Below are 12774 nucleotides of genomic sequence, written 5' to 3'. Positions count from 1 at the left end.
AATCCCCACCAGAATACTGGTAGGGATTATCATTCATCTTCAAGATCGGTCAAGTGCCCTTAAACGATCGGCATTGCACTTTTTAGTGGGCATTTTTTTCGTTTAAAAAAGATAAATTTGTCGGTTGTTAAGATTGATGATTCGCAGCGGTATCTGCGTTTAGTGAAGGGTTTTAAACACAATCAAGCTACTGATGAAGTTGAGTGTCGCAACCTTGGGTATTTGCAGATAATCGAAGTGAAAGTGAAATAGGCCAAAGGTGATAATTAATCTTGTAGACGTTTAACTGCTGATGGAATGATAATCCCGTTGCGCTTTAAACCACGATTGACGTTTTTACATAATTTGGCCAATTTTTCAATATCACCGAATGTGGGCGTTTCGCCGTGATCAAGTTCAGACTGCCAATAGCGTATTTCACTATCAACAATTTCTAAAAGTTTCTTAGGGCAGCCTTCACACGTTTTGCCTGAGCCGCATACGGCCAATTCAGGATTATCCAATGGGAAAGCTTGTAGCACTTGGGCAATCAGCATTTTCATTGCCGCAGAGCGATCTGGTTTCATCATTTACCTTAAGCATGTTTCAAGCATATTCATGCTAGGGCAGTTGCAAGATAAGATCAAAATATTGCTGCAATATCCAACAAACGTTATGTTTGTGTGGCATCGTTGGTTGTTTTTTGCGACGAGTAATTGTTTTTTGTGTAAAAACACTAATGGAGGTTAAGAAGTCTAGACGTCTAGATTGCAATTTGGGATAAGTTCTCTTATTCTTGGCGCAACTGATTTGGATGTGTAGGATATGAGATGTATATTCATGTTATCGAATATATTCCTGCTTACGTCAACCTGACAATATAAATAAGAAGAGAGACAACTTTGACTAAACCAGCCGCAAGTAACCCCTCGCAAACAGCTTCATTTATCGCGCTGTTGCCTCTATTTGTTTTTCTAACGTTATTTATTGGTGCTGGAGTTTATTTTCAAAGCCAAGGTGTTGATTACGCGTTTTACCAATTACCCAGCGTTATTGCTATTTTACCTGCGATTATTCTGGCGTTATTACTGTCAAAACAAAAACTAAACACCGCAATTGAAACCTTCATTGAAGGGATCGGTCATAGCAATATCATCGCGATGTGTTTAATTTATTTATTAGCCGGTGCCTTTGCATCTGTGGCTAAAGCTACCGGTGGCGTTGATGCTACTGTGGCATTAGGCTTATCACTTATTCCATCAGATTTACTTCTACCTGGCTTTTTTGTTATTGCCGCATTTATTGCCACAGCGATGGGCACATCTATGGGTACCATTGCAGCGGTTGCTCCTGTGGCACTTGGTGTGGCCGACCAAGCTCAGATAGATTATGCCTTAATGGCGGGTGCTGTTATGTCTGGAGCATTATTTGGTGACAACTTATCGATTATTTCTGACACCACCATTGCCGCAACGCGAACCCAGGGCTGTGAGATGAAAGATAAGTTTCGTGAGAACCTTGTGTTTGCTATTCCGGCGTCGCTTATCACTTTGGTTGCGTTTGGTTTAGCGGGTGATGGGCAAGCGGCTATCGCACCACAGCAAATTGAATTTATTAAGGTTATTCCTTATTTAACGATTTTATTTTTGGCCGTTGCTGGGTTGAACGTTTTTGTGGTGTTGACCTTAGGGATTATTCTTGCCGGTGTAACTGGGATGGCTGCTGCTGATTACAATACCATTCAGTTTGGTAATGATATTTACACAGGCTTTACCAATATGCAGGAAATTTTTATTCTGTCGATGTTAGTTGGTGGCTTAGCAGCATTAATGCAACAGCAAGGTGGTTTAACGTTTGTGAACAATCAAGTTGAAAACTTGATCAGCCGCTTCTCTAAATCAAAGGGTGATGCTTCACCTCGTGCAGCAGAGTTAGGCATGGCTGGTATCGTGGCGATAACCAACACCTGTGTGGCCAATAATACAGTGTCGATTGTTGTGACAGGCGAAATTGCCAAGGATCTAGCCAAAAAACATGGTGTAAACCCTAAACGAGCAGCCAGTGTGTTAGATATTTTTGCCTGTATTGTACAAGGTCTTATTCCCCATGGTGCACAAGCACTACTTATTGCATCGGTATTTACCATTAGCCCTATTACTGCGGTATTAAATGCTTGGTATTGCATGATTTTGGCTGTTGTGGCTGTGACTATTGTTATTTTCCGCAAGCGAACGGTTTAGTAGGCAAAGTGCAGCAAGCTACATCTAAAGCCCTAAACCTTGTTTAGGGCTTTTTCTTTTATGCAGATAACGGTAAGCTCATTTAATTGACTTCTTACTCTTAACTCCCTTGATTAAACAGCATACAAATTACGATTTACACTTGGTGATAGTGTTTATGTCATTAGCGGCCGCTGCGATCGCAGGTATTGGCGTGGCTTGCGCATTGTTTGTTGAAGCTAAGGACATGCAACTGAGTGTTTTTAATATCCGGCCAGATATGCTGGGGGATTATATGAACTCAGAACTCGCAGTGGTGTTTAATCTTTCCCTATTGGCCGCTGGAGCCTGTTTTTTTCTTGGTACCCTTGCGATTTACTTTACCTTTTTAGATCCATTGAGTCGCGCTATTGCGGTGGTCGGCTCGTTAGTTGGGTTAAGCATCGCGTTAATGGGGATTTTCCCGATTAACTTTTTAGAATGGCATCGCAAAGTCTCAACTGTGTACTTACTGAGTTCATTAGTGTTGCATTTGTTATGTTTTGCTGACTTTTTCAAAGAAAAAAGCACCATGACTCGGGTTGTGTTCGGGCTGTCCATTTTGGCAATCGTGATGTCATTAAATTTGATGTTTATGCTGGACTGGACATTACTTGATTTTCCGCCATGTGAAGACAGTGCAAACCATTTTTGCTGGGTATCCTCCAGTATGTGGGTTCTGACTCAAGCGAATATTTTATGGTGTGTTTGCTTAGGGTTAAGCATGCGTCAACATATCGTTAAGCAGCAATCATTATCCCATCATGTTACAGCAGCTTAATCCGCGATGACTCGGTATCGATTGGCACATTATTTAGCCCTGTGTGGTGTGGCCTCAAGACGCCAATCAGCAAGATTAATCGAAGCGCAACGGGTGTTGATTAATGGCCAAGTTGCTGGTCACAGCGATATTATCTGTGTTGAAGCTCATGCTCAAATGGTTGATGATATTCGACTGGATGGTGTGTTGATTAGTCCTCCAGAAGCTAAAGTCTATTGGTTATACCATAAACCTGTAGGGGTCGATTGTCGGTTGCTTGCAGATGACCCCGCGAGCTTATTGCATCTTTTACCCGCTAGCCCTAGAGTCTTTCCTGCAGGCCGATTAGATAAAGATTCACGAGGATTACTGCTGCTAACAAATGATGGATCCCTTAGCCAACGAATAATGCATCCTGACTTTCATCACACTAAGACCTACCAAGTGGTGGTAGATAAACCCTTTGATGAACGCTTTTTAAATACAATGAGCAGCGGGGTCAGTTATCAGCAAGCTAAGCAGAGCGTGATGACACGAGCCTGTATTGTGACGTGGTTAACCGAAACTCAATTTGAAATTGTATTAACTCAGGGGCTAAACCGCCAAATTCGCAGAATGTGTTTGGCCTTAGGTTACCGTGTTATCGATTTAAAACGCACGGCGATAGGACCGGTAACGTTAGGCGATCTCGCTGAAGCAAAACGGCGACCATTAATGGCCGCCGAATTAACTGATTTAACTTCTTTAATGGTTTGATGTAATCCACTTAACCTCAGCAAATTACCTCAAGACGGTTAAAAAAGTCTTTTCATTTTGGTTACTTAACAATTTCCATTTCTGCTAATAGATTATCTGCATTATCTAAATGCTCCATCACCCACAACATATAACGGCTATCAACTTGAATTGAGCGGTTAGATTGATCATCGTAACCCCAGTCACCAATAATACTTTCGTACACGCCATCAAATAATAAACCGACTAATTCAGCACGGCCATTTAAGGTCGGTGAACCAGAGTTGCCACCTGTGGTATCAAGTGTTGATAAGAAGTTAACTGGCACAGAATCAATAGATTTTACATAGTAATCACCATATTGTTTCTGTTTTATTAGCGCTAATTGCTTAGCGGGTGCATCAAATGGATCAACACCTGTGTCTTTGGCGACTATACCTTCTAAGCGGGTGAATGGCACCGCGACTAACCCATCTTGTGGAGAATAGCCTTTCACATTACCGACAGACACTCGTAAACTAGAGTTTGCATCAGCGTACACTGGCTTACCTAACTCACGGTTGTAAGCAATGATAGCGTCCATATACTGTGGACGTACTTTCATTAAATCGCCAGCGAGTTGTTTTCTCGCTTTTTCACGCGCCATTCTCTCTTCATATGTACTCACAGCATATTGAATAAATGGGTCATTCGACTTTTTAAAGTCGGCAACTGATTTATCTATCCAAGCCATGCGGGTTTCTTTGTCAGAAAGTTGTGTGTTAGCGTACATGGTATCAAGTGTTTTGATTAACTTAGCTTGATCAAAATTGTTATCAATGCCAAAAGCTTTATCGAATGCGGCTAGGCGTTGGTCACTAGGTAGTGCTGCATATTTAATAATTAAGTCGGCTAACATTGCTTTATCAACGCTGGCAGCATATCGGCGTTCTATACGCTCCATGCCGGAAATAAATTGCGTCATATCACGCTCTTGATAACCAGGTTCACGCTCCATATCCGGCAATGTTTTCTCATTAGCCAGACGATATAAGCTATCAGATGCGTTGATCATTGTGCTATAGCCCATATAACTCATCAGCAAATCACGCTCTTGACCTTCCTCACCTTTAGCGATTAATTTGTCTAATTGAACTAAGACTTTGCCATACTTAGACTGACGTTTTTTGTCTGCTTTAATCCATTTAGCAAGCTTTTGCTCAAGACTTTTGCGATCATCAAGCATGGTTGATTTACCATAAAACTCGATCATTGAAGTGAAGTTTTTAGCGTAATTAGCTAGACCTGCAATGGCACTTTCATATTTAATGCGTTCATCACTGCCTTCTGGCGCAGTATCTTTGATGATTTCAATTAAACGTTCACGTAACACTTTACCTTCTGGATAAGCCCACTCAAATTGGTTTTCGACTTCGTTTGCCGTGCGGTAACGATTGGTGCGGCCAGGGTAACCAGCAACCATAACAAAATCACCATCACTCACGCCTTTCGCTGAAACTTTAAGAAAGCTTTTTGGCTCGTAAGGGACGTTATCTTCATGGAAATCTGCAGGCTTGCCATCTTTACCTACGTAAGCGCGATAGAAAGAAAAGTCACCGGTGTGACGAGGCCACATCCAGTTGTCAATGTCGCCACCATATTTGCCGACACTGCCTGCTGGGTTATAGGTTAAACGTACATCACGGATCTCAAGTTGTTTAACAAGATAATATTCTAAACCACCGTGGAAACTGTATACCTGACAACGATATCCAGCGTCTTTTTCACACTCAGCCACTAAGGCTTTTTCTTGTTGTTCAATACCAGCATAAAAATCATTACCGACTTTGCCCATTTGGCCACTTGTCACTTTGCTGGTGACATCGGTAACCGCTTCGGTGACATACACTCGAGAGCCTGGGGTTGCTGGTAATTCTTCTTTGTATGTTTTTGCTAAAAAACCGTCTTTGAGAAGGTTTTTCTCTGGGGTAGAGTTGTATTGAATTGACCCGTAAGCGCAATGATGGTTAGTGACCACTAGCCCCTTTGGCGATACAAAAGAGGCAGTACAACCCCCTAAGCTGATTACGGCATTCATTGGGAATTCTGTGAGCTTAGAAATAGTTTTAGCATCGATTTCTAAGCCTTTTTCTTTAAGCATATCAGCCATAGCGGGTAACTGATGTGGCTGCCACATTCCTTCATCGGCCTGTGCAGTAAAACTGGCAGCAATTGCAGCCGTTAGTAACCATTTTTTCATTGAGATAAGTCCATTTTTTAAGTCATTATTTGAGGTCGTTTACCCAAATAAATAAATTATCACCTAAAGTAAGATGACATTTTAATATTATTGTTAGGATTGAGTTACGGGCGAGATTTTATGGCGGTATGCACCAATAAAAAAGTCAGGCCGGAGCCTGACTTTAACAAAACTTTTACTAGCTTAACAGTGTTGGAAAAACTCCGTTACAAACAAGATAACTGCGGCCGTTATCCTAACGCTACAGTGAGCTGTGCAATCACGATAATCGCACCCATTAATCCAGTGACGATTAACGCGGGTGTACCGCCAGCAACCTGATATCCACCTAAGTTTTGCGCACGTTGTTTTAGTGCCATAGCAATAGGTAACAAGATAATCATCACGACTAAAGGAATGGCTGCAAAGCCCAGCACTTTAAAAAAGCCATCTGGGTAAAATAATGCACACAGCAACGGTGGAATAAAAGTAATTAACCAGGTTTGTATTCTACCGACTAAGTTGTTGCTTGCTCTGGTCAGTTCAGCAACATAATCAAATAAACTCATGGTTACCCCTAAGAAAGAGGTTATCAGGGCTAGATTGGCAAAAATATCAATACATTGACTAACAATTTCAGATTCAGCTAATCCTTGAAGCGCTAACACCAATTTAGGTAGTGATCCCTCTAATCCGTGTACCGTTGGACCGCTTAATGTGCCTAAGGTAACAAGTAACCACAATATATAGCAGACTAAAGGGATGGTAGAACCGATAAGCAACACTTTGCGTAATGAAACCGCATCGCCATCTAAGTATCTAACAATAGTGGCAATACACACATGGAATCCAAATGAGGTAAATACTACCGGAATTGCCGCAAGCCACAGATGGTTTAATTCGCTGCCCTGAGCGACTTCACTGACGGTATTGGTTAATACTACAGCTAGGTTTACATCAGGTAATAAGAAGGCAACCACTAAGACTAATAACACCACCATTGCACTAAACAAAAGGCGCGATACTTTATCAATCCAAGTGACGCCCACTGCAATGATGCCACCAAATACAAGGGTAAAGAGGATTACCGCGCCTTGGTTGCTCAGATCGACCCCCAGAGGGGCAAGGCGAGTTTCAAGTAAAGACGAGCCACCCATCAAATACACCATGGTGAGGGCAAATAAAAGGCTTAAAAATGATCCGCCTTGAATTAACTGCCCCGTTTTACCCAATGTTTTACCGGTAATAGCATGCACATTGTCACCTACTCCAGTACGCAAATTAATTTCTAGCATTAATAATGCTGTATATGCTGAAATGCCCCAAATGACGATAAGAAGCAGAAGTGCAGGTATAATGCCTAATGCTGCGGTTGCCAATGGTAGTGCTAACATACCACCACCGATTGCGGTGCCTGCGACTATTGAAATCGATCCAAGTATTTTTAAATTCACGAACGCGTCCCAAAAATTATTATTCTAATTGCAAACGACAGTAGCAGAATGCCAACAACTCAAGCAAGTGACTTACACCTTTAAAGGGCTTTAGCACTGTTTAGAAACAATTACATAACATTTGTGAGCGATTAATTAAACCTCGTCATTGCAATGGTGCAGCATTACAGTTCGATATATTGATCCCATATTTATATTAGGGTATATTGCCGCCTCGTTTAGGGGAGTAGCTAGCTTCAATTGGTTTTTTACACATCATCAATTCAGGCGTTTATATCAACATAATTGGCCATATCGCCATGGTATAAACAACAAAGATAATACTTTGTTAAGCAAGACCTAGTACGGTAATAGCGACTTTGAGGGTAGGCTATTGCTTGTGCTTGGTTAAACTTTACCCTCAACTTTAGGATATTTCTGTGGAAGCACTTTTCACTTCAACCTTCACGGTAGCTATAGCTGAAATTGGCGATAAAACTCAACTACTTGCATTACTGTTAGCTGCAAGATTTCGCAATAAATCGGCCATCATTCTTGGTATCTTCCTTTCAACATTGATTAATCATTTTGCTGCCGCTTGGCTAGGTCAATTTGCCTTTGGTTGGCTTGACCCTCAATGGGCGCGTTACTTGATAGCCGCATCTTTCTTTGCCATCGCAATTTGGGTGCTTGTGCCAGATAAAATGGATGATGACGATAACCGTTTTTATAAACTCGGCGCTTTTGCTGCAACTTTCATGTTATTTTTTATTGCCGAAATGGGTGATAAAACTCAAATTGCAACTGTGGTGCTTGCGGCTAAATATGATGCGTTATCTATGGTAGTGTTAGGCACCACCTTAGGTATGTTAATTGCTAATGTGCCGGTTGTATTGCTTGGACATTTTAGTGCAGATAAGCTGCCGATGAAATTAATTCATCGACTATGTGCAGTATTGTTTGCGCTTTTGGGTATCGCAACCCTCTTTTACTAACATGGTTTGGGGCGAGGGGGTTAGGCATTGTGATACTCATGTCTAACCCCTTAGTTGATGAGGGCATTGGACTAAATCATACTGTTGTAACGTGTGTTCGTTGGTTATTAATTTGTTCGGTAACATCTATCTGAGTTAAGGTTTCAAATTTATTAGCAACGATATCTACGCTATATTCATCCGATAGTTTTTTGGTAAACTCCAGCGGGTTATTTATCACTTGGATGAGTTTTTCAGCCAGTATTTCTGTGGCTTGCTGTAATGATTCATTCACTAAATCGGTATTGTCTTTCTGATTATTTTTCATCACTGGAAAAAGATTGACTAAACCAGGGAAGTCGTTGCCCAACACTTCTTTAGCGCCAATGGTTGTCGTTGAAACGATTGGGATATTTAATGCCATTGCCTCTAACAGCACATACCCCATAGATTCAAATTCAGAGCATAGCACTAGACATTTTGCCCTTACTAAAATATTCCAAGGGTTGGCTTGGTTACCGAGAAAGTGGATCTTATTACTCAAATTACTTTTACTCGCCATTGAGTGGAGTTTTGCCGTTATTGGGCCATTTTTTTGAGGTTCATCCCCGATAAAGACCAAATCCACTGTTGAGTTGAGTGCTTGATTCTCTAAGAATGAGGCTAACAGCATGTCTTGTTTTTTTTCTGGACCAAATCGTCCAATATGGACAATAAAATGCTTTGGTAAATCAATATCACACGGCTGTTTGGCTTTTTCGACCACAGAGTGCGCATCAAAAGGATTTGGTAGGTATACAGGTGATTGTTTTGTAAAGGGTGTGAGTCGGGTAGCTAATTGATTAGATATCACGAAGTTATTGCGACTATAGTGCTGTTGATGCAATTTAATCCGTTGCTTCACTCTGCCGAAAAAGGATGTTGTTTGAGTTAACTTATATGTTGGATCGCCATGCACAATCGTAACTGTCCCCTTTTTGGGTGCGTAACGATGTGCGGCATTATTGACTAACACCAATAATTCAGAAGGTTTAACTTTATAACTAAGTAACTGCCACTTTTTAATCGCTTTTACTGATGAGAAGGGGAGCCATCTATTGAGATCATCCTCAGTACTCTTACCTAAATTCCATATTTCAATGGTATGTCCACGTGATGCTAATGCTTTAGATAGAAGCAATGTTGATGTTTCTGCTCCGCCATAACAGATATGCCTGATGACAAATATATATTTCATAAAAATGCCTGTAAGCGTGATAATTAACGCTTAATATTTCAAAGAATGAAGAGATTTTTGATGTTGTTACATGACGGCTCGGAATCAATATTCACTGGAAAGAGCATGTAATACCTTTATTTTAAGCTGAGTAGCTAAGCTGATTACAGGGGATTTTTAGAAGTGTGATCTTACGCATGTTAAGTGTTAGGTTATTGTTTTTTGTATAATATTTTTGTTGTGTTGATACGCTATTTCTGTAAAAAAATGTGTGTGTGCCTGTTTTTTGAATAAGGTTTAGCCACACTTGGTTGTTGTTAATCATGATGGGGACAAGCAAATTTACAGGGGGGAATAGCAGCAAAATAGACTGGCATAAGATTATGCTTAACAGTCTATGCTACTTTAGATTATTTCTGAATTTTGCAATTCATCGGTGGTTGATCAAAAAGCGTCAAGGTGGCTTCTTGCTGATGGGTCCATAAGGTTGCATTTTGAGCTTGGTATTTGGCGCCGGATGCCGTACGGGTAAGTAAACCTACGGCTGGTTCACTAAGTTGTTGCGCCTTGTTATAACTAAAGACCGCTGCAGGGATTAAGGTATCATTATAAAAATAAACACTTAATTTAAATGCTGCTTCATTGTTACATACATAATACGTTGCACTGGGCACCTCAATGCTTGCTGTTGAAATTTGCAATTCAGTGATACGAGTTTGATAACTTGTAAGGGTGCATTCGGTTTTGTCATCTGCTTTCCAGCAGTCGTTACGGCCTTTAATCCAGCCGCGTTGTTGGGCTTTCAAAGTTTGGGCATCATCACTGCTAAGTTGCTTAATAGCTTGTGAATATAACGGCTGCAACTGTCTATCTAGCGTTGATAACTCATCAGATTGACATATTAATTCTTCAATCGAGCCTTGGGCTTTGCTGCAGTCATAACTGGGTGAGGACGAGTTTGCTAAAGCTGAGCAGCTTAACCCTATACTGGCTAAACTCAGTATCCATACATTTTTCATCCGCTGATTTCCTTCGTTACTTTACGAGATAGTTACTTTACAAGATAACAATCATGACTTAATTGTCAATTTAGAGGCAAATTAACATCTTGTTTTACAAGATAACAATCATAACTTAATTGTCAATTTAGTGGCAAATTAACATCTTGTCATCTTGCAGGTAAAGTCTCTATCACTCAGGATGAATCATATTTAAGCTGTGGTATTAATGTTGTGACCTGTGTTTCCCACTGGCGCAGGAGGAACCGCAGCTTCAATAAGTTGCATTGCCATTTGCCCTTCAACTTTCTGTTGATTTTTAGCCATAACGGCAACCTTGAGGCTGCTGGCTGAATCGATAGAAGTTGGCATATTGCTTGGGGCATTTACTGAAATTGTCATAGAAACCTCGTTTTCATTACACACAAAAATTGTGCTACTTCATTTTATCGGCGGTTTGCCAATATTTTATATGATAATAGTGTATCAATATGCATCTTGCCAAAAGGTTATAGATTGCGCGCAATTAGATTATGATATACTGACTCGAAATTGAGAGAGGATAATTATGTCATCAACCAACCCATTAGCACTTGAAAATCAGGTGTGTTTTTCCTTATATAGCGTGACTAACGCGATGATCCGCGCATATCGTCCCTTGTTGGAAGAGTTATCACTCACGTATCCACAATATTTAGCCATGTTGGTTTTGTGGAAAGAGCCTGGTATCAGCGTTAAAACCTTAGGGGAAAAATTGCATTTAGACTCTGGGACATTAACACCATTACTAAAACGTCTAGAAGTAAAAAAATTAGTGATCCGCGGTCGCAGTGAGCAAGATGAGCGAGTGCGTGTGTTACATCTTACTAAAGAAGGCCAAGCATTACGCCAACAAGCAGAGAAAGTGCCTGAAATGATGCGTTGTAAGGTTGGCGGTGATATTGATCAATTGCAACAGCTGAAAAGTTTGTGTGATAACGCATTAAAAGTATTAAATTCGGATAAGGCTTCAAGTTGTGAAATGTGAGTATTTTGAAAATGGCCAATGCTTATCTTGTCGAGATATTCAAACGCCGATATCACAGCAATTACAGCATAAGATGATTAAGCTGAAACAGTTTTTTGGTTCGTTACCGGTAGCGCAATGGCTTGACCCGATAGCAAGCCAAGAAAAACACTTTCGCAATAAAGCCAAAATGGTCGTGTTAGGGGCGGCACATCAGCCTATTTTAGGTATTGTCGATCCCCAAGGGCAACCCGTAAGTCTTTGTGATTGTCAGTTATACCCAGATGATATGCAGCAACTACTGCAGCGATTACAGCATTTTGTGCAACAAGCTGGTATTCCACCCTATCGAGTGGATAAAAGTAAAGGTGAGCTTAAGTTTATCCTGTTAACCAGAAGCTATATTTCCGGTGAGTTTATGCTGCGCTTTGTGCTTCGAAGTGATCAAGCCATTGCACGAATTCAGCGTGAATTGCCTAAACTTATGGCAGATGTCCCCAAAATCAGTTTGGTGTCTGTCAATCTGCAGCCAACTCATATGGCCATTTTAGAGGGTGAGCAAGAAATTTTCTTGACCGAACAAACCCGCCTAGCCGACAAGTTTAATGATGTACCTTTGTATATTCGTCCTAAGAGTTTTTTTCAAACTAACCCTGCGGTAGCACAACAACTTTATCAAACTGCTCGCGAGTGGGTAGGCGCATTTAAGCCGCAACATATTTGGGATTTATTCTGTGGTGTAGGAGGATTTGGTCTTCACTGTGCAAGCCATTCGATTCGGTTAACCGGCATTGAAATTGAAGCTGAAGCTATTGAATGCGCCAAAATGTCAGCGACAGAAATGGGGCTGAACAACATAAGTTTCAGGGCATTAGATTCAACTGACTTTGCTAACGGTGTTGATGTAAATGACAGACCAGAGTTGATCATTGTTAACCCGCCAAGACGCGGAATTGGTGAATCTTTGTGTCGGTCTTTGTCTGAGTTTGCGCCTAATGCCATCCTCTACTCAAGCTGTAATCCTAAAAGTTTGGTAAAAGATTTGGCGATGATATCAGGGTACCGGATCACCAAAGTACAGTTATTTGATATGTTTCCACACACAGATCATTATGAAGTGCTGGTGATGTTAGAAAAAACACCGCTTAGTCATTAAATGTTCATATTAATGTCATAATCTTAAGTTGTTATCTTAAT

At 40.8% G+C, this 12774-nt stretch carries 12 protein-coding genes; 6 read left to right on the top strand and 6 right to left on the bottom strand.

Annotated features, from left to right (window positions below; all coding sequences use genetic code 11):
- Window positions 1-266: 266 nt before the first annotated feature.
- Window positions 267-566: a hypothetical protein gene (locus tag ORI98_RS14270; protein ID WP_261297222.1), complete on the bottom strand. Its 300-nt coding sequence runs from the start codon at window positions 564-566 to the stop codon at window positions 267-269.
- Window positions 567-881: 315 nt separating this feature from the next.
- Here ORI98_RS14270 and ORI98_RS14265 point away from each other — a divergent pair, with 315 nt between their 5' ends.
- From ORI98_RS14265 to ORI98_RS14255, 3 genes are all read left to right on the top strand, one after another.
- On the top strand, window positions 882-2219 hold the full coding sequence (locus ORI98_RS14265) for a Na+/H+ antiporter NhaC family protein (protein ID WP_306135660.1): 1338 nt from the start codon (window positions 882-884) through the stop codon (window positions 2217-2219).
- 157 nt (window positions 2220-2376) lie between these two features.
- Window positions 2377-3018 carry a hypothetical protein gene (locus ORI98_RS14260; RefSeq protein WP_306135659.1) on the top strand — a complete coding sequence of 214 codons (642 nt, stop codon included), beginning with the start codon at window positions 2377-2379 and terminating at the stop codon, window positions 3016-3018.
- A 6-nt stretch (window positions 3019-3024) separates the two neighbouring features.
- A complete protein-coding gene (locus tag ORI98_RS14255; protein WP_306135658.1) occupies window positions 3025-3753 on the top strand; it encodes an RNA pseudouridine synthase in 729 nt (242 codons plus the stop codon).
- Between the two features lie 61 nt (window positions 3754-3814).
- On the opposite strand, the gene ORI98_RS14250 is transcribed toward ORI98_RS14255, so the two are convergent.
- Together ORI98_RS14250 and ORI98_RS14245 are read right to left on the bottom strand one after the other, a co-directional pair.
- Complete coding sequence (locus ORI98_RS14250; RefSeq protein ID WP_306135657.1) at window positions 3815-5971, bottom strand: S46 family peptidase; 2157 nt, start codon at window positions 5969-5971, stop codon at window positions 3815-3817.
- A 230-nt stretch (window positions 5972-6201) separates the two neighbouring features.
- On the bottom strand, window positions 6202-7404 hold the full coding sequence (locus ORI98_RS14245) for an aromatic amino acid transport family protein (RefSeq protein WP_306135655.1): 1203 nt from the start codon (window positions 7402-7404) through the stop codon (window positions 6202-6204).
- Window positions 7405-7823: 419 nt separating this feature from the next.
- Between ORI98_RS14245 and ORI98_RS14240 the strand changes: the two genes are divergently transcribed.
- Window positions 7824-8378 (top strand): TMEM165/GDT1 family protein, encoded by a 555-nt coding sequence (locus ORI98_RS14240; protein ID WP_306135654.1) that lies wholly within the window; start codon window positions 7824-7826, stop codon window positions 8376-8378.
- 76 nt (window positions 8379-8454) lie between these two features.
- Here the strand turns inward: ORI98_RS14240 and ORI98_RS14235 are convergent, their stop codons facing one another.
- From ORI98_RS14235 to ORI98_RS14225, 3 genes are all read right to left on the bottom strand, one after another.
- Entirely contained in the window at window positions 8455-9594 is a 1140-nt protein-coding gene (locus ORI98_RS14235) for a glycosyltransferase (RefSeq protein ID WP_306135653.1), read from the bottom strand.
- Window positions 9595-9983: 389 nt separating this feature from the next.
- Window positions 9984-10592, bottom strand: a complete 609-nt coding sequence (locus ORI98_RS14230) for an MliC family protein (RefSeq protein ID WP_306135652.1) — start codon at window positions 10590-10592, stop codon at window positions 9984-9986.
- Between the two features lie 192 nt (window positions 10593-10784).
- Window positions 10785-10973, bottom strand: a complete 189-nt coding sequence (locus tag ORI98_RS14225) for a cytoplasmic protein (protein WP_261297213.1) — start codon at window positions 10971-10973, stop codon at window positions 10785-10787.
- Between the two features lie 166 nt (window positions 10974-11139).
- On the opposite strand from ORI98_RS14225, the gene ORI98_RS14220 reads away from it, so the two are divergent.
- Both ORI98_RS14220 and rlmC read left to right on the top strand, forming a co-directional pair.
- Window positions 11140-11598, top strand: coding sequence for a MarR family winged helix-turn-helix transcriptional regulator (locus tag ORI98_RS14220; protein ID WP_306135651.1), 459 nt, complete (start codon window positions 11140-11142; stop codon window positions 11596-11598).
- A complete protein-coding gene (gene rlmC, locus ORI98_RS14215) occupies window positions 11588-12733 on the top strand; it encodes a 23S rRNA (uracil(747)-C(5))-methyltransferase RlmC (protein WP_371931168.1) in 1146 nt (381 codons plus the stop codon). Before ORI98_RS14220 ends, rlmC begins: the two co-directional genes overlap by 11 nt.
- Window positions 12734-12774 lie beyond the last annotated feature (41 nt).

Source organism: Shewanella sp. ULN5 (assembly GCF_030731885.1).
GTDB lineage: Bacteria > Pseudomonadota > Gammaproteobacteria > Enterobacterales > Shewanellaceae > Shewanella > Shewanella holmiensis.
The sequence above is the reverse complement of the archived record's forward strand: the minus strand, read 5'-3'. Positions and strand labels throughout refer to the sequence as shown.